At 66.8% G+C, this 20,795-nt stretch carries 18 protein-coding genes and 1 riboswitch; of the genes, 11 read left to right on the forward strand and 7 right to left on the reverse strand.

Annotated features, from left to right (window positions below; all coding sequences use genetic code 11):
* The first annotated feature begins 20 nt into the window (after window positions 1-20).
* A complete protein-coding gene (locus AB4Z00_RS00930) occupies window positions 21-605 on the forward strand; it encodes a septal ring lytic transglycosylase RlpA family protein (RefSeq protein ID WP_314463642.1) in 585 nt (194 codons plus the stop codon).
* Between the two features lie 41 nt (window positions 606-646).
* On the opposite strand, the gene AB4Z00_RS00935 is transcribed toward AB4Z00_RS00930, so the two are convergent.
* Window positions 647-1,096: a globin domain-containing protein gene (locus AB4Z00_RS00935; RefSeq protein ID WP_132261888.1), complete on the reverse strand. Its 450-nt coding sequence runs from the start codon at window positions 1,094-1,096 to the stop codon at window positions 647-649.
* A 95-nt stretch (window positions 1,097-1,191) separates the two neighbouring features.
* Here AB4Z00_RS00935 and AB4Z00_RS00940 point away from each other — a divergent pair, with 95 nt between their 5' ends.
* The 3 genes from AB4Z00_RS00940 to AB4Z00_RS00950 all read left to right on the forward strand — a co-directional run bounded on the left by AB4Z00_RS00940 (window position 1,192) and on the right by AB4Z00_RS00950 (window position 4,375).
* Window positions 1,192-1,617 carry an Rrf2 family transcriptional regulator gene (locus AB4Z00_RS00940; RefSeq protein ID WP_442044478.1) on the forward strand — a complete coding sequence of 142 codons (426 nt, stop codon included), beginning with the start codon at window positions 1,192-1,194 and terminating at the stop codon, window positions 1,615-1,617.
* A 111-nt stretch (window positions 1,618-1,728) separates the two neighbouring features.
* A complete protein-coding gene (locus AB4Z00_RS00945; RefSeq protein ID WP_165921306.1) occupies window positions 1,729-1,887 on the forward strand; it encodes a hypothetical protein in 159 nt (52 codons plus the stop codon).
* 304 nt (window positions 1,888-2,191) lie between these two features.
* The gene (locus AB4Z00_RS00950; RefSeq protein WP_442044480.1) at window positions 2,192-4,375 is read left to right on the forward strand and encodes a M3 family metallopeptidase; all 2,184 of its coding nucleotides are present in this window, start codon (window positions 2,192-2,194) and stop codon (window positions 4,373-4,375) included.
* A gap of 132 nt (window positions 4,376-4,507) precedes the next feature.
* Here the strand turns inward: AB4Z00_RS00950 and AB4Z00_RS00955 are convergent, their stop codons facing one another.
* From AB4Z00_RS00955 to AB4Z00_RS00975, 5 genes are all read right to left on the reverse strand, one after another.
* Window positions 4,508-4,717: a hypothetical protein gene (locus AB4Z00_RS00955; RefSeq protein WP_132261883.1), complete on the reverse strand. Its 210-nt coding sequence runs from the start codon at window positions 4,715-4,717 to the stop codon at window positions 4,508-4,510.
* 234 nt (window positions 4,718-4,951) lie between these two features.
* Window positions 4,952-5,731, reverse strand: coding sequence for an ABC transporter ATP-binding protein (locus tag AB4Z00_RS00960; protein ID WP_132261881.1), 780 nt, complete (start codon window positions 5,729-5,731; stop codon window positions 4,952-4,954).
* Window positions 5,728-6,696, reverse strand: coding sequence for a FecCD family ABC transporter permease (locus AB4Z00_RS00965; protein WP_442044483.1), 969 nt, complete (start codon window positions 6,694-6,696; stop codon window positions 5,728-5,730). Before AB4Z00_RS00965 ends, AB4Z00_RS00960 begins: the two co-directional genes overlap by 4 nt.
* On the reverse strand, window positions 6,693-7,724 hold the full coding sequence (locus tag AB4Z00_RS00970) for an ABC transporter substrate-binding protein (protein ID WP_442044485.1): 1,032 nt from the start codon (window positions 7,722-7,724) through the stop codon (window positions 6,693-6,695). Before AB4Z00_RS00970 ends, AB4Z00_RS00965 begins: the two co-directional genes overlap by 4 nt.
* A complete protein-coding gene (locus AB4Z00_RS00975) occupies window positions 7,721-9,541 on the reverse strand; it encodes a TonB-dependent receptor domain-containing protein (protein ID WP_442044487.1) in 1,821 nt (606 codons plus the stop codon). The genes AB4Z00_RS00970 and AB4Z00_RS00975 overlap by 4 nt, the downstream gene beginning before the upstream one ends.
* Before the next feature lie 99 nt (window positions 9,542-9,640).
* A riboswitch (cobalamin riboswitch) is annotated at window positions 9,641-9,852 on the reverse strand.
* A 236-nt stretch (window positions 9,853-10,088) separates the two neighbouring features.
* Here AB4Z00_RS00975 and AB4Z00_RS00980 point away from each other — a divergent pair.
* Both AB4Z00_RS00980 and AB4Z00_RS00985 read left to right on the forward strand, forming a co-directional pair.
* The gene (locus tag AB4Z00_RS00980) at window positions 10,089-11,270 is read left to right on the forward strand and encodes a cell wall hydrolase (RefSeq protein ID WP_442044489.1); all 1,182 of its coding nucleotides are present in this window, start codon (window positions 10,089-10,091) and stop codon (window positions 11,268-11,270) included.
* A gap of 166 nt (window positions 11,271-11,436) precedes the next feature.
* Entirely contained in the window at window positions 11,437-11,793 is a 357-nt protein-coding gene (locus AB4Z00_RS00985) for a hypothetical protein (protein ID WP_442044491.1), read from the forward strand.
* Window positions 11,794-11,806: 13 nt separating this feature from the next.
* On the opposite strand, the gene AB4Z00_RS00990 is transcribed toward AB4Z00_RS00985, so the two are convergent.
* Entirely contained in the window at window positions 11,807-12,208 is a 402-nt protein-coding gene (locus AB4Z00_RS00990) for a diacylglycerol kinase family protein (protein WP_442044493.1), read from the reverse strand.
* A gap of 562 nt (window positions 12,209-12,770) precedes the next feature.
* Here AB4Z00_RS00990 and mdh point away from each other — a divergent pair.
* The 5 genes from mdh to lpdA all read left to right on the forward strand — a co-directional run bounded on the left by mdh (window position 12,771) and on the right by lpdA (window position 20,590).
* Window positions 12,771-13,733, forward strand: coding sequence for a malate dehydrogenase (gene mdh, locus AB4Z00_RS00995; protein WP_132261870.1), 963 nt, complete (start codon window positions 12,771-12,773; stop codon window positions 13,731-13,733).
* Window positions 13,734-13,901: 168 nt separating this feature from the next.
* Window positions 13,902-14,792 (forward strand): succinate--CoA ligase subunit alpha, encoded by an 891-nt coding sequence (gene sucD / locus AB4Z00_RS01000; protein ID WP_132261868.1) that lies wholly within the window; start codon window positions 13,902-13,904, stop codon window positions 14,790-14,792.
* A gap of 185 nt (window positions 14,793-14,977) precedes the next feature.
* Window positions 14,978-17,827: a 2-oxoglutarate dehydrogenase E1 component gene (locus tag AB4Z00_RS01005; protein WP_442044496.1), complete on the forward strand. Its 2,850-nt coding sequence runs from the start codon at window positions 14,978-14,980 to the stop codon at window positions 17,825-17,827.
* A gap of 8 nt (window positions 17,828-17,835) precedes the next feature.
* Window positions 17,836-19,068: a 2-oxoglutarate dehydrogenase complex dihydrolipoyllysine-residue succinyltransferase gene (gene odhB / locus AB4Z00_RS01010; protein ID WP_442044498.1), complete on the forward strand. Its 1,233-nt coding sequence runs from the start codon at window positions 17,836-17,838 to the stop codon at window positions 19,066-19,068.
* Window positions 19,069-19,189: 121 nt separating this feature from the next.
* On the forward strand, window positions 19,190-20,590 hold the full coding sequence (gene lpdA, locus AB4Z00_RS01015; RefSeq protein ID WP_442044500.1) for a dihydrolipoyl dehydrogenase: 1,401 nt from the start codon (window positions 19,190-19,192) through the stop codon (window positions 20,588-20,590).
* Window positions 20,591-20,795: the final 205 nt, after the last annotated feature.

The following is a 20,795-nucleotide window of genomic DNA, read 5'->3' on the forward strand; positions in this document are numbered from 1 at the left end:
GGGAAAGCTAGGAAGCCCGCATGAGCGAGAGTTTAACGGGGGTGCTCAAGCCCGCATTCGCAATCGTCCTCACCGCGGCCTTGGCGGCCTGCGGCGGCGGCACGAAGTTCCGGCCGGTCAGCGATGCGCCGGTGCGCATCGGCCCGCCCTACAAGGTCCGAGGAAATACTTATACGCCGGCCGCCCAGCCCGGCTACGACGTGCTGGGCTATGCCACTTGGTACGGCAGCGAATCCGGTAACCGCGCCGCCAATGGCGAGCGCTTCCGCCCGGACTGGATCACGGCCGCGCATACCACCCTGCCGCTGCCGAGCTATGTCGAAGTGACCGCCCTCGATACCGGCCGCCGCATCCTGGTACGCGTCAACGACCGCGGCCCTTTCGGCGAAAGCGCCCGCGTCATCGACCTTTCGCGGGGCGCCGCCGAAGCGCTGGGAGTGCGAAGCAAGGGCAAGGCCGCCGTGCGCGTGCGTGTGGTGGAACCGGCGGAAAAGGACCGTGCCGCCCTGCGCAAGGGCAAGGCGGCGAAGGAACTGCCGCCGGTCTCGCCCACGGCGCTGGCGAACCTCCAGTCGCAGTTCGAGACGGGCGTGGGCACGCGCTGAAGCAGGATGCTTCGCGGAACCGGTGCCCTGCCCCCCGAAGCTCAGGCCTCTTCCAGTTCCGCGTAAGCCTCGGTTTCCTTGCCGATCAGGATATCGGCCAGGAACCAGTAAGCTTCACCCCAGGCCGCCAGCACGTCGTCGGTCGCCGCCGCGCCCAGGACGTCGCGGATGGCGGGTAGCAGTGCTTCGGCCACCAGCGGGTAATGCTCCGCCTTCACGCCGGTATCGACATGGCGCTGCACCATGCGCGCGACCGCGCCGGTCAGGTTCTGCAGCTTGTCCACATTCTGCGCATAGCCGAGGATCGCGGCGGCCAGGCGGCGTGGCTGCTCGCCGGAATCCTGCGCGGCCTGGTCGAACATGGCGCGGACCTCCTCGTTACGGAACAGCCGCTCGTACATGCGGGTGGTGATTTCCACCCCGTGCTGCTGAAGCGCGGGTGCAGTCGCCTTGATCGTGGCGACGGTCTGTTCGCTGAGCGGAGCGGCCATTTCGATTCGTCCTCTTAAATGATGCAAACTGGATGCATCTATACGCCGATCCAAAAAGATGTAAATGAGGAGCATCATTTTTCCGGAGACCCGCCTTGCGCCTTACCGCGCACACCGACTACGCCTTGCGCATCCTGCTCCACGCTGCGGTCGATCCCGCGGGGCTGTTCTCGATCGCGGAAGTGGCGCAGGCCCACGCGATCTCGCGCAACCATGCGATGAAAGTGGTGAACCTGCTGGGCAATGCCGGCCTGCTGGAAACGGTGCGCGGCCGAAACGGCGGTTTTCGCCTGGGCCGTCCCGCGCACGCGATCACGCTGGGCGAAGTGGTCCGGCTCACCGAGCCGAACATGAGCCCCGCCGATTGCGGGAACTGCCTGCTCCAGGGCGCCTGCGGGCTGACGGCGATCCTGCGTCAGGCGATGGCGGCCTTCCTCGCCGAACTCGACGCCCACACTTTGGCGGATGCCGCTTCAGCGACCCGGCTGCCTTTCGGCCTTATGGCGGATCGGGCATGCTAGCGCGCCCCGGCCTTCGCGGCACTCGCCACGCCATGGCGGTGCGACACCCCGCTTCCTTCGGGAACTTTTCACCCTGCTGCGGCGTTGCTCCTCGAAAGAGGAGAGCCTGAAATGAATATCGGAGCCGAAATTCCGTTTCGCCGCAGCCAGTTCGCGCGGAAGACGGGATCCTTGATCCTGGATCGCCAGCGCGAGGAACATCGCCGTGACCACGACGAAGGCACCGAACCCATGTTGGTGTGGACCAAAGGTCGCTTCCGGTCGAGCTGACCGGACCGATTCCCCCTGTCGGAGCGACCTGACGGCGCGCCGGAGCGCAACTTGATTGCGCTCCGGCGCGTATTCCTTTCCGCGAATAAACGTCGCATGCGTCATTTGCGCAATGGCGTTCCTGCCTGCGCTCCAGCCCTTGCACCCCTCGGTTTTCTCCGCTTCAACCCCGTGTGTTGACCACTTTTCGGCACCCGCCCGCGACCCCGCAGGGAGGCCTTCCCTGCATCTTTCGGGCTGCATCTTTCGAGCTGTATCTTTCGAGCTGTATCTTTCGGGTTGCCGAAGCCAGGAGAAAAGACCGATGAAGACCCGGCTCATGGCCGCCGCCGCCCCGCTCGTGCTCGGCGCCGGCCTGCTTGGAGGATTTTCCGTGACGGCTGCCGCAAAGACAGACGCCAGGAGCGCCGCCACGGCGCCCGCCTATAACGGCCCCTTCGCCAAGCCCAGCGCCCTGCCGCTCCACGCGCCGGACTTCACCCAGTACAAGGACAGCGACTGGCAGCCCGCCATCGAAGCCGGCATCGCCGCCAAGCGCGCCGAGATCAAGGCCATCGCCGGCAGCAAGGCCAAGCCGACTTTCGAGAACACCATCGTCTCGATGGAGCGCGCCGGCACGCTGTACGACCGCGTCTACAACGTGTTCAGCCAGCTCACCTCGGCCAATACCAGCGATGTGCTGGATGCCATCGATACGGCCGTCAGCCCGCAGATTTCTGCGCTGAACGACGATATCTACCTTGACGATGCGCTCTTCGCCCGCGTCAAGGCCGTGCATGACAGCGCCTCAGGAAAGGCCCTGACCGGCGAGGACGCCATGCTGCTGGCGACCACTTACGACAAGTTCGTCCACCGCGGCGCCCTGCTCTCGGCCGCGCAGAAGGTCGAGCTGAAGGCGATGAACCTCGAAATCGCCAAGCTGGAAACCGCCTTCTCGCAGAAGCTGACCACGGCCACGGCTGCCAAGGCGCCGATCTTCGACACGGCCGCGCAGCTGGACGGCCTTTCGCAGGCCGAAATCGCCGCCGCCGGCAAGCTCGCCGCCGAAAAGGGCCATGCGGGCAAGTTCATGCTGGCGCTGGGCAACACCACGCAGCAGGCCGCGCTAGCCAGCCTCACCAACCGCGACAGCCGCAAGAAGCTCTGGGACGCAAGCATCAACCGCACCTCGGGCGGCGACGAATACGACACGACCGCCATGGTCACCCAGATGGCGACCCTGCGCGCGAAGAAGGCCAAACTGCTGGGCGCGCCCGACTTCGCGACGTACCAGATGTACGACCGCATGGTGAAGACGCCCGCCAAGGCGATGGAGTTCATGAAGGGCTTCGTCCCCGCGCTGCGCGCCACGCAGGACCGCGAAGCCGCCATGCTCGAAGCCGCCATGAAGGCAGAGGGCACCAAGGCCGGCGGCCAGAACGTCACGCTGGCACCGTGGGACTGGTCCTACTATGCCGAGAAGGTCCGCAAGGCGAAGTACGAACTCGACGAAAGCCAGATCAAGCCCTACTTCGAAGTCTGGCGCACGCTGGAAGACGGCGTGTTCTATGCCGCCAACCAGACGTACGGCCTGACCTTCAAGCGCCGCACCGACCTGCCGGTCTACCACCCGACCATGCGCGCCTACGAAGTGTTCGATGCCGACGGCAAGCAGCTGGCGATCTTCTATTACGATCCCTTCGCCCGCTCCAACAAGAAGGGCGGCGCCTGGATGAGCAACTTCGTCGAGCAGTCATACCTGCTCGGTGAAAAGCCYGTCGTCAGCAACACCCTGAACATCGCCCCGCCCGCCGACGGCCAGCCCGCGCTCGCCAGCTTCGACGACGTGGAAACCATGTTCCACGAATTCGGCCACGCACTTCACGGCTTCTTCGCCAGCCAGAAGTATCCCTCGCTCTCGGGCACGAACACCGCGCGCGACTTCGTGGAGTTCCCCAGCCAGTTCAACGAGAACTTCGCGACCATTCCGGCCGTGCTCAACCACTACGCCAAGCACTACCAGACCGGCGCGACGATCCCGGCCGACCTGATCGCCAAGATCAAGGCCGCGCACACCTTCAACCAGGGCCTCGGCCTGGGCGAGACGCTGTCGGCAGCGATGCTCGACATCCAGTGGCACCAGCTCTCGCCGGAAGAAGCCGCGCAGCCGCCGATGGCCTTCGAAGCCAAGGCGCTGGCCGCCACCGGGCTCAACACCGACCTGATCCCGCCGCGCTACAAGACGCCGTACTTCCGCCATATCTGGGACAACGGCTATGCTGCGGGCTATTACTCGTACATCTGGACCGAGATGCTCGCTCACGACGGTTGGGACTGGGTGGAGAAGCACGGCGGCATGACGCGCGCCAATGGCGACCACATCCGCAAGACCTTCCTCGGCCAGGGCCACACGAAGGACTTCGCGCAGCTCTACCGCGACTTCACCGGGCATGACCCCGAAGTCGAACCGATGCTGGAAGCCCGCGGCCTGGCGCCGAAGGCTCAGTAAGGATCGGGTCCCGGGCAGGCGCTCGACGCGCCGGCCCTGCCCGAACGAAGCCGCCGCTCCGGAAACGGGGCGGCGGTTTTGCATGGAGTACGGCGCGCCGCGCCTGGCGGCGCAGGCTCGGCCGGCCGCGCCTTACTTCGTGGCGTATTCGCCGGGCTGGGCATTGAAGTTCTCACGCGCGAAGGCCCGCGCGGCGTTGGCCGTCTTGAACGCGCCGTCCTGAAGCGTGGCCGTCACCAGCGGATAGCCGCGCGAATTGTACCTCGTCGTTCTCACGGTAAGGCGGAAGGCCCCATCCTCATCCTTGGTGATGAGGAAAGGACGAGTGCTCGGATCGGTCATGGAATGAATCCCGTTTAGCCGTAGGCCCCCAAGGGCAGGAAAAGCGCTCTGGACGTTCTCGTCCGGCGCATCGCGGCATGCACGTCTCGGCGCATTCCGGCGTCATGAGGCTCGTAAGGGACAAGGGGGGAGCAAGGGCTGCCCGATGGTCCGTCGCACGCGACGTCAGCGTGGACGGTGATAGACGATATTTGCGGAAAATGCAATTACAACCCGCAGCCGCATTCCATCGCGCTAGAACTGCTGCCGGAAATCCACGGCGAGCGGCGCCGGGGCGCCGATCGAGAGGGCGCGTTCGCCGGGGTCGCCCAGCCAGTGCGCGGGGCAGTTCCAGACGCGGGTGATGACCTCGCGCGAGAGGGCCATTTCCGGCGGGCCTTCCGCCTCCACCCGGCCTTTCGCCAGCACCAGTACCTGGTCCGCATGGTTCATCGCCGTCGCCAGGTCGTGCAGCACCAGGACGACGCCGCGCCCCGCCCGCGCCTGCTGGCGAAAGCGGTGCATCAGCGCCGCACCATGGGCCAGGTCGAGGTTCGCGAAAGGCTCGTCCGCCAGCAGCCAGCCGGGCTGGGTCGCCAGGACGCGGGCCATCAGCGCCCGCGCGCGTTCGCCGCCGGACAGGGTCGAGACCGGGCGGTGGCGCAGTTCCTGAAGATCCATGGCGGCGATGGCGTCTTCGATGGCGTCCTGCGTTTCGGCGGCGGGCGCACCGCGCCAGGGCAGGCGGCCGAGCGAGATCAGCACTTCCACCGAGACGTCCCAGGCCACTTCCGGCGTCTGCGGCAGATAGCCGATCCACTGCGCGCGCTGGGCCAGCGAGACCGCCGCCAGCGCCCGGCCGCCCATGACCGCCCTGCCCGCATCGGGCTTAAGCAATCCGGCGATCACCGAAAGCAGCGTCGATTTGCCCGCACCGTTGGGCCCGCAGATCGCCGTGATCATGCCGCGGCGGCAATTGAGGGATACCCCGTCGAGCCGCCCGGCGACCGTGACGTTGTCGGCGCCGAAGCTCATGCCACCATGCCCCGGCGCATCTTCAGCAGCAGGCGCAGGAAGAACGGCGCGCCCAGCAGGCTGAGCGCGATGCCCAGCCGCAGTTCGCCGCCGGACAGCGGCATGATCCGGCAGATGCAGTCCGCCACCAGCAGCAGCAGCGCCCCCGCGAGCGCCGAAGGCACGATCAGCGACGAGGGTTTGCGGTCGGTCATCGGGCGCACGAGGTGCGGCACCATCAGGCCGACGAAGCCGATGATGCCGGCTACCGCCACCCCCGAACCGACGACGAGGCCCACGCCCAGGATCAGCAGGGCCTGGAGCCGCAGCGGCTCCACGCCCAGCGAGCGCGCGGCCATTTCGCCCAGGGTCATCGCGTCGAGATCGCGTCCCGCCGCCAGGATGACGCCGATCCCGGCCAGCGTCAGCGGCGTAGCGATCCAGACCTCGCGCCAAGAGCGGTCGGCCAGCGAGCCCATCATCCAGGTGACGATCTCGCTCATGGCGAAAGGCGACGGCGTCAGGCTGATCGCCAGGCTCATCAGCGCGCCGGCGAGACTGGAGACCATGAGGCCGGCCAGGGTGAACAGCGCCACGCCGCCGCCGCGTCCCGCGATCAGCGCCAGCAGCGCCATGGCGCCGCTCGCGCCGATCAGCGCGAAGAGCGGCAGCATCCACGGCGCCGAAGCATAGCCGGTCCAGAAACTCAGCACGGCACCCAGTGCCGCGCCCGGCGCGATGCCGAACAGGCCGGGATCCGCCAGGGGGTTGCGCAAATACCCCTGCATGGCCGCACCCGCCGCGCCCAGCCCGGCCCCCAGCACCAGCGCCAGGACCGCGCGCGGCAGGCGAAGCTGAAGCAGGATGACCGAGGCGCTGTGCAGTTCCGGGGCGAAGGGATTGATCCACACCCGCCCGGCCAGCAGGGACAGCGGCACCGCGACGACGAGCGCGAGGACCAGCAGCAGGACGAAACGCAGGTTCATGGTCTTGCGGAAACGATCCGCCCGGTGGCTTTTGCGGGGGCCGATGCGGGGCCTGTTGCGGTGCCTGTCGCGGCACCGGCCCCGTGGGCCGGCGTCATCTCCGTTTCCGCAAGCGCGCGGCGCGCCGCGGCCAGTTCGTCCAGCGCACGCGGGATGGTCGCCCCGCCGCACCAGAGAATGGAGCGGCTGAGCAGGAAACGCCGGGTACTGGTCAGCGCGGAGAGCGCCGGATGATGCAACATTCGGTCCTCCTCGGCGAGCGGATCGCCCACCGCGAAGACCACGCGCGGAGGGTCCGCCAGCACGTGCTCCAGAGGCAGGTAATCGGCCTGGGAAAGGCCCCGCGCGCCGGCAATATTCGTAAAGCCGGTGTGCTTCATCATGTCAACGATCAGGGTCTGGTCGCCCGCCACCAGTCCACCGGATTCCCACACTATTGCCGGAAGAAGCGCTGAGCCCGGCGGCGGCGCATCGCGGCGCACGGCGGCGTCGATGCGGGCCACCAGCCTTTCGCCCAGCGCGGCATGACCCGCCAGCCGTGCCAGCGTGCGGACCTGTTCGCGCGCGGCTCCCAGGTCCGACGCGATCGGCATCTTCACCAGCCGGTAGCCGAGGCGCCGGAATGCCGCCTCGCTCGCAGGGTCGAGGAACGCGCTGGCCACGACCACCCTGGGATGGATCGTCGCCACTTCCTCCACCGTCCCCGAGATCGCCCGGTACCGGCGCGCGCGGGCGATCGGCATCGAGCTGCTCTCGGGATCCTGGCTATAGCTGGAGATCGCCAGCAACTGCCCCGGATCCATCACTTCGGCCAGGATGGCGTCCGTGCAGGGGTTGAGCGAGACGATGGTGGGGCGCTCCGCCCCGCTCTCGCCGTGGCCCGGTACCGCGGGGGCGGCCTCGGTGGTGTCACCGCCCCCGCAGCCCGCCAGCGCCGCCGAGCCGGCCAGAGCCAGCACGACAAGGAACCGGCGGGCCTTGCGCCTGCCCCGTCCAACCGATGTCGTCAGGGCAGACGACAGGATCACATCTTCACCCGCACCCCGGCATAAGCCGCGCGGCCCGGGGTGCCATATGTCCGCACCACTTCGTAGTGCTCGTCGAACAGGTTTTCGACACGGCCGTAGACCTGGATGTTCTGCGTCACGTCGAAGGCGCCGCGCAGGCCGACGACGACATTGCCGCCGAGGTAGTAGGTATTGGCGATGTCGTCATAGCGACCGCCGCCCACGCGCAAGTCCGCACCGAGGCGGAAGCCGTCCGACCAGTGCTTGTCCAGGCTGGCATAGAGGTTCGTCTTGGGACGGCGAGCGAGGCGCGTGCCGGTCACCTCGTTCGTAGCGTCGAGGTAAGTGGCCGAAAGGCTCATGTCGAAGCCTTCCCAGTCGCTCACCTGCATGCCCAGTTCCACGCCCTTCGCCCGCGCGCGGCCGACGTTGTAGTAGTTGAAGGCGGTCAGGTCGTAATCGATCAGGTTCTTCGTCTTGCGGTCGAAGTAAGTGACCGAGAACGTGCCGTGGCCTTCCGCAAAGGGCTGCTCCACGCCGACATCCCACGACTTCGACGTCTCGGGATCGAGCGCGCGGAAGCCGGAATTGGAATAGAGCTGGTAGAGCGACGGCGCCTTGAAGCCCTCTCCGTAGCTGGCGCGCAGGATCGGCGCTTCCTCGCTGCCGCCGATCACCCAGGCACCGTTGGCCGAGAAGGTGGTCTTGTGGCCGAAGTCCGAATTGTCGTCATAGCGCAGGCCGCCGTTCAGCGTCAGCCCGGTGACGGGGCGCAGGGTCAGCATGCCGAAGTAGCTGTCGATCGAGGTCGAATCCTTCGAACCGTAATTGTCGGAGAACTTCTGCTTCTCCGTCTCGGCGCCGACGAGGATGCTGGCCATGTCGATGGGGGTGTAGGAGACCTGACCCTCGAAACGGTCGGCGCGGCCATTGGTGGTGTAGGGACCGAAGACGGCATCGTCCGAGATGCGGCGCGTATCGGTGAGGCCATAGCCCAGGCGCGCGCTGAGGCGGCCGTCCAGCCCCTTGTAGCGCAAGTTGGCATAGCCCACGGTATCGCGCTTCATGCCCACGTTCAGGGCATCGGCGCCGGTGTTGTCGTAATCGTAATTGGCCTTGATCCAGTACGTCCCGGCATCGGCGGTAAGACCGCTCACCAGCTCCACTTCGGCGCGGGCGTTGGCGCTCTTGCTCTCGAAGCCGTCCTTCTCTTGGCCGCCGAGGCGCTCGTCGAAAGCGGAGTAGCCGTCGCCCTTGAGCCAGTTGCCGCCCAGGGTCAGGCCCACCGGCCCGACCTTGCCCGCCGCCGAGGCGCCGAGCTGCTTCTGGTCGCGCCAGCCGTATTCGGCCTGGCCGCGCGCGGTCCACTGCTCGGTCGGGCGCGCGGTGATGAGGTTGATGACGCCGCCGATCGCGCGGCTGCCCCAGAGCACGCCGGACGATCCGCGCACCACTTCGATGCGGTCGAACTGGCCGACGGTCAGGCTGCCGAAGTCGAAGCCGCCGCCCACGTCGCCGGGATCGTTGATGCGCACGCCGTCGATCAGCACGAGGCTCTGCGCGTTCTCGGCGCCGCGGATGAACACGCTGGCCGGCTGGCCGAAACCGCCCGACTGGGCAAAAGTCACACCCGGCAGGCGGGCCAGGATGTCGGTCGCGGTGACCGCCTGGGTGCGCTCGATATCCTCGCGGGTGATGACCGAGACGGACTGGCCGATCTCGCTGGTGGGGGTTTCGGTGCGCGTCGCGGTGACGACGATACTATCGATTGCGGCTTCATCCGCGAAAGCGGGGGTCGAGACGGCAAGAGCCGTCCCCAGCAGAAACAGGTACTTCACGCGTATTCCTCCAACCTGAACGACTTTGCCGTCCATGGCGGAGACGCGCGCTTTTCCTCATGCGCGTGCTCGCTGCATGCCGGGACACCCCGCCCGGCTGCGGAACGACCGTCAAAGGCAGGTCTCCTGGCTCCCGGATCTTCGCGCCGCCTGCCGCCTTCCCGGTGTGACCCAGTGGCATAGCGTGGCAGGGGCGCTCCCCGGTTACAGTTGCGGGGGCAGCTTCGGACTTGCGCCGAAATTCCCACCAGGGTTCCCTTTTCACGAAACCCGGGGCCCGGCTCCGGGCCACCCATGACGTCGCGAGTGCCGATACTGGGCAGTGGGGGGATTGGCAAGCGGCGCAAAGGGCGGCGCGGCGGTATCGCCGGGGACGATCGCAAACAAACTCTTAAGCGATTCAGCCTATCGCTGCCCGCTGTACCGCTTCGGGACGCGCCGATTTCCAGGGATGCCGCGCCCGGCAAAGCAGGTTAGGCGCAAGATACGCGATGACCCGGTGGAACGCGAAATCCGCGCTGGCCGACAATGCGCCGAAAGGACCCGAGTGACCGCTGCCGCCCTTCCTGCCTGCACCGAAACCTGGGAGCCGCGCCCGCGCGATTTCCAGGGTCATTTCGTGCGCGGCGGACGCAAGCGGCTGCAACGCAGGCGGCGGCGCTGGACGCTCGGCTCGGCCGCGCTCGTCGCCGTGGCCCTGCCTGCCTTCGCCGCGCCTTCCTTCGCCCCGGCCGAAGCCTGGGACCGCCTCACCGCCTCCGGGACGGAAACCGGCGGCGCGCCCGTTCTGCCCATGCCGTTCGAGCAGGCCGGCGCCAGCTTCCCCGGCTCTGCCTATTACTATCTCGAAGCCGAACAGCCCGTGCTCAAGATAGGCGAAGGCATCCATTCCGACGCGGATGACGGAACCGGCGGCCCCGGCCCGGTCGCCCGCGCCCTGCGGATCGACAATTCCGGGGTGGACCGCAGCCGCGCGCTCCAGTGCCTGACGGCGGCGATCTATTACGAAGCCGCCAGCGAGCCCGACGGCGGCCAGCGCGCCGTGGCCCAGGTCGTGCTCAACCGCGTGGCCCATCCGGCCTATCCCAAGACCGTCTGCGGCGTCGTCTACCAGGGTTCGGAGCGGCCGACCGGCTGCCAGTTCTCCTTCGCCTGCGACGGATCGCTGGCCCGCGCGCCGCAGCGCTTCTTCTGGCAGCGTGCCGAATCCGTAGCCCGCGCCGCGCTGTCCGGCGAAGTCTATACGCCGATCGGTCTGGCGACGCATTATCACACGATCCAGGTCAATCCCTACTGGGCCCCGAGCCTGCACTATCTGACCACCATCGGCGCCCATCGCTTCTATGCCTTCAACGGCGCCGCGGGCCGCCCTGCCGCGTTCCGCTTCGCCTATTTCGGCGGCGAGCCGCTGGCCGCCCCGCATCGCCGCGACGAGTCCGCCGCCTCGGCCCTTGCCACCGCCGCGCTGGACCCGCTGGCCGTGCAGCGCAGCTTCGGCACCGCCGAGGCGCTCCGCCCCGGGCAGGCCGCTGCGCCTTCGCCCGCCATGCCCTCCGCCGCCCCTTCCACGGGTGCGGAGCGCGCGCCCGTCTATGCCAGCGACGTGCGGGATCGCGGGGGCGAGTCGCTCTACAAGGCCAGCAACTTGCCCGAGACCCAGGGCGTGCGGCCGGAATATGCCAATTCGGGCAAGTGGATCGCCCAGCCGCGTCAGGAGCAGGCCCGCTGACGGCAAGTTGGCGCCTTTAGCGATCCGGCGCATTCATCAATTCGCACAGGAACGACTGCAAGGTTTCAGCAACCATAGCCCCACACCAAGACTTAGCGGCTTCATCCTATAATACCGGGAGAGACGCCAAGCCCCCGAGCGTTTCCAACAAGAGGTTCGCTTTACCATGGCAATCCGCTTTTCCGCCGCCCGGGACGTCTCCTGCCCGGTGATGGTGCGAGCGCTGTGCCCGTCGGTTCCGCTCTGCGCGGTGAACGACAACGGCGCCGGCCTGCGCGGCGGCCTCCGCCGCGAGCCGGTCGCGACGGCGACCACGGACACGCCGCACCAGCGCATCCTGGCCGAAGCACTGTGCCACTTCGCCCGCCACGGCCTGTCCGCCGCCGCCCACGCCCGCGCCCATGCCGCCGCCGCGCGGCTTGCGGGCAACGACGGCGAATGCACCCGCTGGATCGCCATCTGCCGCCAGCTCGACCGCCGCATGGCCGACGCCTTCGCCGGACGGATCGCTAGGAACGACTGAAACCGGCCAACCGCTAGAACAGGCGGGCCAGCAGGGGCGGTCCCAGGGTCAGCACCCCGATCAGGGCCGCGGCGATCGAAGCGACCAGCACGCCGCCGGCCCCCAGATCCTTGATCCGGCCGATGGCAGGGTCGAACTCCGGATGGATGCGGTCGCACAGGCCCTCGACCGCGGTGTTGAACGCCTCCGCCAGCCATACCAGCGCCATGGCCAGCACGAGCCAGCGCCAGTCGGCGGCGGAAACTTCCAGCCAGAACCCGGCGACCACCACGCCCAGCGAGGCCGCCAGGTGCAACCGGGCATTGTGCTCGTCCCGCACCAGCCAGCGCAGCCCGCGCCCCGCGAACAGGAAACTCCGCAGGCGCGCCCGCGGGCTGAAAGGGCTGGAGGTCGTCTTTCCGGGCGGTTTCAGCAAGCAAGTCAGTCCAGCGATTGCGCGACGAGGCCGTGGCGGCCCGTCACGGAGGAGCGATCGGCACGAACGCGGAGAGTGTCCGCAACAGCGCCCCTCGGCAAGCACCGCCCGCAGAATTTCCAAGCCGCAACATTTGGAAAAAGGCACGACACGGCCGGTACGCCCACGCTCTCTATAAAGAGCCATGCCGCGACCGCCCGCCCCTCATCCGGGCCGACTCGCACCCTGCGACGCTTGCCTGTCATCCGGACGTGCGAGACAGTGAGCCACCCTCGGGAGAGCACCCGGAGGATGCAATCTGCGCCCGGTCTGTTGCGTGAAACGGCCGCACCGCCCTGGCTCAGGGCGCCGTTTCCTGCGCATTTTCGCTCACTATTGCAATTGCGAACTATTATCAGTAAAAACTCGCCTGCCTGCCCTTCGCGCGGGCTTTTCCCGGTTGCAATGTCGGTTTGAGGGGCGTAGGCCGCCCTTCGTTGAACACCGGCACCTGCCTTAGCGGGACAAAGCAGGCCGCCTTTTCGTCCGTTGGTCCCGCCTTTGGGAAGGACAAGCAAGCATCATGGCTCGTAAGAAGATTGCCCTCATCGGCGCCGGCAACATCGGCGGCACCCTCGCGCACCTCGCCGCGCAGAAGGAACTGGGCGATATCGTCCTCTTCGACGTGGCTGAAGGCCTGCCCCAGGGCAAGGCTCTGGACCTGTCGCAGTGCGGCCCCGTTGAAGGCTTCGACGCCAAGATCACCGGCACCAACGACTATGCCGACATTGCCGGCGCAGACGTCATCATCGTCACCGCCGGTGTCGCCCGCAAGCCGGGCATGAGCCGCGACGACCTGCTGGGCATCAACCTCAAGGTGATGAAGTCGGTCGGCGAAGGCATCGCCGCCAACGCACCCGACGCTTTCGTGATCTGCATCACCAACCCGCTCGACGCGATGGTCTGGGCGCTGCGCGAATTCTCGGGTCTGCCCCACAACAAGGTCGTCGGCATGGCCGGCGTGCTCGACTCGGCCCGCTTCTCGACCTTCCTCGCCTGGGAATTCGGCGTTTCGATCCGCGACGTGAACACGTTCGTGCTCGGCGGCCACGGCGACACCATGGTGCCGGTCGTGCAGTACTCGACCGTCAACGGCATCCCGGTTCCGGACCTCATCAAGCAGGGCCGCACCACCCAGGAAAAGATCGACGCCATCGTCCAGCGCACCCGTTCGGGCGGCGGCGAGATCGTCGGCCTGCTCAAGACCGGCTCGGCCTTCTACGCGCCGGCCGCATCGGGCATCGCCATGGCCGAAGCCTACCTGAACGACCAGAAGCGCATCCTGCCGATCGCCGCTTATGTCGATGGCCAGTACGGCGTTGACGGCCTCTATGTCGGCGTCCCCGCCGTGATCGGCGCGAACGGCGTCGAAGAGATCATCGAAATCGAGCTGGACGGCGAAGCCAAGACCAACCTCCAGGTCTCGGTCGACGCGGTCAAGGAACTGCTGGTCGCCTGCAAGGGCATCGACAGCACTCTGGCCTGATCCAAGATAGACGCCCCGCCCGCCCCGTGGAACCACGGGGCGGGCGGGGCTTCGGCCTATCCGGCCGTTGATTTTACGATCTGGACGGTTGCACTTCGCGGAATTTGCGCCAAGGCGCTTCCCAAGCCGGAATCGGCCTACACCAGGAACAGGAATTAGGATTCCCCTATGTCCATTCTCGTCAACAAGAACACCAAGGTCATTACCCAGGGTATGACCGGTGCCACCGGCACCTTCCACACCGAGCAGGCCCTTGCGTATGGTACGCAAATGGTCGCCGGCGTGACCCCCGGCAAGGGCGGCACGACCCACATCGGTCTGCCGAACTACAACACCGTAGCCGAAGCCAAGGCCGCGACCGGTGCGACTGCCACCTGCATCTACGTTCCGCCGCCGTTCGCGGCCGACTCGATCCTGGAAGCGATCGACGCCGAGATGGAACTGATCGTTGCGATCACCGAGGGCATCCCGGTTCTCGACATGGTCCGCGTGAAGCGCGCCCTCTCGGGCTCGAAGTCGCGCCTGATCGGTCCGAACTGCCCCGGCGTCCTGACCCCCGGCGAATGCAAGATCGGCATCATGCCCGGCAGCATCTTCTCCAAGGGTTCGGTGGGCGTCGTTTCGCGCTCGGGCACGCTGACCTATGAAGCCGTGTTCCAGACCACGAACGCGGGCCTCGGCCAGACCACCGCAGTCGGCATCGGCGGCGACCCGGTCAACGGCACCAACTTCATCGACGTCCTGGAACTGTTCCTGGCCGACGACGAGACCAAGTCGATCATCATGATCGGCGAAATCGGCGGCAGCGCCGAAGAAGAAGCGGCCCAGTTCCTCAAGGACGAAGCCAAGCGCGGCCGCAAGAAGCCCATGGCGGGCTTCATCGCCGGCCGTACGGCGCCTCCGGGCCGCCGCATGGGCCACGCCGGCGCGATCGTGTCGGGCGGCCAGGGCGGCGCCGAGGACAAGATCGCGGCGATGGAAGAAGCGGGCATCCGCGTCTCCGCCTCGCCGTCGCTCCTGGGTGAAACCCTTGTGGAAGTCCTCAAGGAACTCGCCTGACCCCAATCCCCCGCGGGCGGCGCGAATCTTCGGATTTGCGCCGCCACGGGACCCACACGCGATCCGGCACGTTCGAGATGCCGGACGCCATGCGAACGAAACGGCCCCCTCTCCATCGGGACCATCGTTCCAGATCTAGCTTGGTAGCGCCGGCCGTTTTCCGGCGCGACAAAAGGTGACACCCGATGGGCGACGAAAGTTTCGACTTCACCCCCGATGATGCCCTCGACGGCCCGCAGGCCGGCCCGAGCTGGCAGCGCAAGAACTGGCCGCTCGTAGGAGCGGAGTTCGAGGACGACCTGACCCAGGGCCTCGACCCCAGCGCGCTCAAGGTCCAGATCGAGAAGGCAGCGGCAAAGGGCGGCCAGAAGGTCGACCAGTCCCGCATAGACGAAGCCGCGGCCGACGCAATCCGCGCCATGATGCTGATCCGCACATATCGCGTGCGCGGTCACCTGGCTGCCGATCTCGATCCGCTCGGCCTCAACCAGCGCCAGCTTCCCGCTGACCTCACCCCCGAATATCACGGCTTCGTAGGCGCCGCGCAGGACCGTTCGGTCTACGTCGGCGGCGCACTCGGCCTGGAGTGGACGACCGTTCGCGAGATCGTGCAGATCCTGCGCGCCAACTATTGCGGCAAGGTCGGCCTCGAATACATGCACATCGCCGATGTCGAGGAACGCCGTTTCCTCCAGGAGCGCATGGAAGGGGCGAACAAGGAAATCGAGTTCACCCCCGAGGGCAAGAAGGCGATCCTTCAGGCCGTCGTGCGCGGCGAACAGTACGAGAAGTTCCTCGGCAAGAAGTACGTCGGCACCAAGCGCTTCGGCCTTGACGGCGGCGAGGCCATGATCCCGGCGCTCGAAGCCGTGATCAAGTACGGCGGCACGCTGGGCGTGAAGGAAATCGTTTACGGCATGGCCCACCGCGGCCGCCTGAACGTGCTCGCGAACGTCCTTGCCAAGCCCTACAAGGTGATCTTCCACGAATTCTCGGGCGGCACCGCCAATCCCGAGGACGTGGGCGGCTCGGGCGACGTGAAGTACCACCTCGGCACTTCGGCCGACCGCGAGTTCGACGGCATCAAGGTCCACATGAGCCTGATGCCCAACCCCTCGCACCTCGAAACCGTCGACCCGGTCGTGCTCGGCAAGGTCCGCGCCTACCAGGCGATCGCCGACGACATCGGCGACGACATCGGCCCGGGCGCCAAGCACAAGCAGGTGCTGCCGGTCCTCATCCACGGTGACGCGGCCTTCGCCGGCCAGGGCATCATCTGGGAGTGCTTCGGCCTCTCGGGCGTGAAGGGCTACAACACCGGCGGTTGCATCCACTTCATCATCAACAACCAGATCGGCTTCACCACCAGCCCGCAGTTCGCGCGCAACTCGCCCTATCCTTCGGATGTGGCGAAGGGTGTCCAGGCGCCGATCCTGCACGTCAACGGCGATGATCCCGCCGCGGTGACTTTCGCCTGCAAGCTGGCGATCGACTATCGCCAGACCTTCGGCCGCGATATCGTGATCGACATGTGGTGCTATCGCCGCTTCGGCCACAACGAAGGCGACGAGCCTGGCTTCACGCAGCCGCTGATGTACCAGAAGATCCGCCAGCACCCGCCCGTCAGCCAGATCTACGGCGAGCGCCTGAAGCAGGACGGCGTCATCGACGACACCTTCCTGTCGCAGACCGAAGCGGACTTCACCGCCCATCTCGAAGAGCAGTTCGAGGCGGCCAAGACCTACAAGGCCAACCAGGCCGACTGGTTCTCCGGCCAGTGGAGCGGCTTCCACAAGCCTGCCGATCCCGAAACCGCGCGCCGCAACGTCGACACGACGATCGAGAACAAGCTTTTCGACAGCCTCGGCCGCACGCTGACGACGGTGCCCGAAGGCCTGACCGTCCACAAGACGCTGGYCCGCGTGCTCGCGGCGAAGGAAGAGATGTTCAAGTCGGGCGAAGGCTTCGACTGGGCCACGGCCGAGGCGCTCGCCTTCGGCAGCCTCGTCACCGAAGGCTACGGCGTGCGTCTCTCGGGTCAGGACTGCGGCCGCGGCACCTTCTCGCAGCGCCACGCCGTCTGGACCGACCAGACCGACGAGCACAAGTACACCCCGCTCTCGACCCTGCCCCACGGCAAGTTCGAAGTGCTGGACTCGACGCTGTCGGAATATGGCGTGCTCGGCTTCGAGTACGGCTTCGCCAGCGCCGACCCGAAGACCCTGGTCCTCTGGGAAGCCCAGTTCGGCGATTTCGCCAACGGTGCGCAGATCATCATCGACCAGTACGTCGCCTCGGCCGAGTCCAAGTGGCTGCGCGCCAACGGCCTCGTCATGCTGCTGCCCCACGGCTACGAAGGCCAGGGTCCGGAGCACTCGTCGGCACGTCTGGAACGGTATCTGCAGCTCTGCGCGCAGGACAACATCCAGGTCTGCAACATCACGACGCCCGCGAACTACTTCCACGTTCTGCGCCGTCAGATGCACCGTCCGTTCCGCAAGCCGCTGATCATCATGACCCCGAAGTCGCTGCTCCGCCATCCGCTGGCGAAGTCGACGGCCGCGGAGTTCACCGGCGGCACCTTCTCGCGCATCCTCTCCGACCCCAAGGGTTCGGAAGACGCCGCGACCAAGAAGGTCATCCTGTGCTCGGGCAAGGTCTTCTACGACCTGCTCGAAGCCCGCGATGCCGCCGAGATCGACGATACCCAGATCATCCGCATCGAGCAGCTCTACCCCTTCCCGGGCGAGCCGCTGGCCAAGCGCCTTGCACGCATGCCGAACCTCGAAGAGGTCGTGTGGTGCCAGGAAGAACCGCAGAACAACGGTGCGTGGTTCTTCGTCGAATCGCAGATCGAGGCCGCTTCGAAGGAAGCCGGCGTCGCCCAGCCGCGTCCGCGCTATGCTGGCCGCAACGCCTCGGCCTCGCCGGCCACCGGCCTCGCCAAGCGCCACGTTGCCGAACAGGCCGCGCTGGTTGCCGACGCGCTGCACCTTTCCGTCCGTTCCGAACTCCGTCGCAAGCAGAAGGCTTGAGATAAATCATGACCACTGAAGTCAAGGTCCCCGTCCTCGGGGAATCCGTCGCCGAAGCCACCATCGGCCAGTGGCTCAAGCAGCCCGGCGAAGCCGTTGCCGCTGACGAGCCCATTGCCAGCCTCGAGACCGACAAGGTCGCGATCGACGTCATGGCGCCCCACGCGGGCGTCATGGGCCAGCAGCTCGTGGCCGAAGGCGACACCGTCGTCGTCGGCGCGCTGATCGCCACGATCGAAGAAGGCACCGGCGCTGCCGCCGCTCCCAAGGCCGCAGCCGCTCCGGCCGCCGCCGCCCCGGCTCCGGCCCCCGCCGCTGCCGCCGTCGCCCCGGCTGCTGCAGCCTCGGACGAAGGTTCGGCCGGTTCCTCGGTCCTCTCGCCGGCCGTGCGCCGCGCGGTCCTGGAGCACGGCATCGATCCGGCCACCATCAAGGGCACCGGCAAGGACGGTCGCATCACCAAGGACGACGTCCTTGAAGCGGCCAAGAACAAGCCCGCCTCGGCGCCTGTCGCTGCTTCGGCTGCCGCTGCTCCGGCCGCGCGCAACGAAGAACGCGTCAAGATGACGCGCCTGCGCCAGACCATCGCCAAGCGCCTGAAGTCCGCGCAGGACAACGCCGCGCTGCTCACCACCTTCAACGACGTCGACATGTCGGCCGTCATCGAAGCGCGTGAAAAGTACAAGGACGTGTTCCAGAAGAAGCACGGCATCAAGCTCGGCTTCATGTCGTTCTTCGCCAAGGCTTCGGTCCTGGCGCTCAAGGACATCCCGGCGGTCAACGCGCAGATCGACGGCGACCAGATCGTCTACCACGACTATGTGGACATCTCGATCGCGGTCTCGGCCCCGAACGGCCTCGTCGTTCCGGTCGTGAAGGACTGCGACAAGCTGGGCTTCGCCGGCATCGAGAAGGCGATCGCGAACTTCGGCAAGAAGGCCAAGGAAGGCACGCTGACCATGGCCGACATGGCCGGCGGCACCTTCACGATCTCCAACGGCGGCGTGTTCGGCGGCCTGATGTCGACCCCGATCATCAACCCCCCGCAGTCGGCCGTGCTCGGCCTGCACCGCATCGAGGACCGCGCCGTGGTTCGCAACGGTGAGATCGTGATCCGCCCGATGATGTACATCGCGCTGTCCTACGATCACCGCCTGATCGACGGCCGCGAAGCGGTCACCGCGCTCAAGACGATCAAGGAAGCGATCGAGGATCCCACCCGTCTCCTCATCGACCTCTGAGTTAAAAGCCCCGCCCGCCCCGAGAAACATCCGGACGGGCGGGGTTTTCACTTGAGCCGAAATGACTATTTTCCGCTCGTGCCCAAAATGTGCGAAGCACGAGCGTACGGAGGCCTGAACAATGGCTGATTACGATTACGACGTCCTTGTCATCGGTGCCGGCCCCGGCGGCTATGTCGCCGCGATCCGCGCCGCGCAGCTCGGTCTGAAGACTGCCTGCGCCGAAGGCCGCGAGACGCTGGGCGGCACCTGCCTCAACGTCGGCTGCATCCCCTCGAAGGCCCTGCTCCACGCTTCGGAATACTTCGAAGCGGCGAAGGTAGGCGGCTCGATGGCCAAGATGGGCATCAAGGTCACCCCCGAACTGGACCTCGACACCATGCAGGGCCAGCGCCTCGATGCGGTGAAGGGCCTGACCGGCGGCATCGAATTCCTGTTCAAGAAGAACAAGATCGACTGGCTGAAGGGCTACGCCCAGTTCAAGGACGCCCACAGCGTCGAAGTGGCCGGCAAGACCGTGACCGCCAAGAACATCGTGATCGCCACCGGCTCCTCGGTCACCCCGCTTCCGGGCGTGGAGATCGACAACGCGGGCGGCGTGGTGGTGGACTCCACCGGCGCGCTGGAACTTACGGCCGTGCCCAAGAAGATGGTCGTCATCGGCGGCGGCGTGATCGGTCTGGAACTCGGTTCGGTCTGGCGCCGCCTCGGCGCGGAAGTGACCGTCGTCGAGTTCCTCGACCAGCTCCTGCCCGGCATGGACGGCGAAGTGCGCCGTGAAGCCGGCAAGATCTTCAAGAAGCAGGGCATGGCCCTGAAGCTCGGCACCAAGGTCACCGGCGTTTCGGTTGAAGGCAAGACCGCCAAGGTCACCGTCGAGCCCGCCAAGGGCGGTGACGCGGAAGTCATCGAAGCCGACGTCGTGCTCGTCTCGATCGGCCGTCGTCCCAACACCGAGGGCCTCGGCCTCGACAAGATCGGGCTGGAACTGAACCAGCGCGCCCAGATCGAGACCGACCACGACTTCGCCACCAAGGTGGACGGCGTCTGGGCCATCGGCGACGTGATCCCCGGCCCGATGCTTGCCCACAAGGCCGAAGACGAAGGCATCGCCGTGGCCGAGAACATCGCCGGCCTCACCGGCATCGTGAACCATGACGTGATCCCGGGCGTGGTCTACACCCAGCCCGAATTCGCAGGCGTCGGCCTCACCGAGGAAGCTGCCAAGGAACGCGGCGCGATCAAGGTCGGCAAGTTCCCGATGCTGGCCAACTCGCGCGCCAAGACCAACCACGAGCCCGACGGCTTCGTGAAGGTGATCGCCGATGCCGAGACCGACCGCGTCCTCGGCGTGTGGTGCATCGCCTCGGTGGCGGGCACGATGATCGGCCAGGCCGCGCAGGCCATGGAATTCGGCGCGACTTCGGAAGACATCGCCTACACCTGCCATGCGCACCCGACCCATTCGGAAGCGATCAAGGAAGCGGCCATGGCCGTGCTGGGCAAGCCGATCCACATCTGATCGGCCCCCGCCCTCGAAGGCTAGGAAAGGCCGGCGGTGCGAAAGCATCGCCGGCCTTTTCGTTTCCAATCGTTCCAGTAACGCACCGTAGGCATCCGAGGACCAAGCTCGACCAGACAGGGAACTTCAATCACCGGAAACCAGCGGGACACGTTGGCCTGCTACCCCTCATGCTCAAGAATTAAGCAGAACATGCCTTGTTTTT

The sequence above is a fragment of the Novosphingobium sp. YAF33 genome (assembly GCF_052113265.1).
GTDB lineage: Bacteria > Pseudomonadota > Alphaproteobacteria > Sphingomonadales > Sphingomonadaceae > Novosphingobium.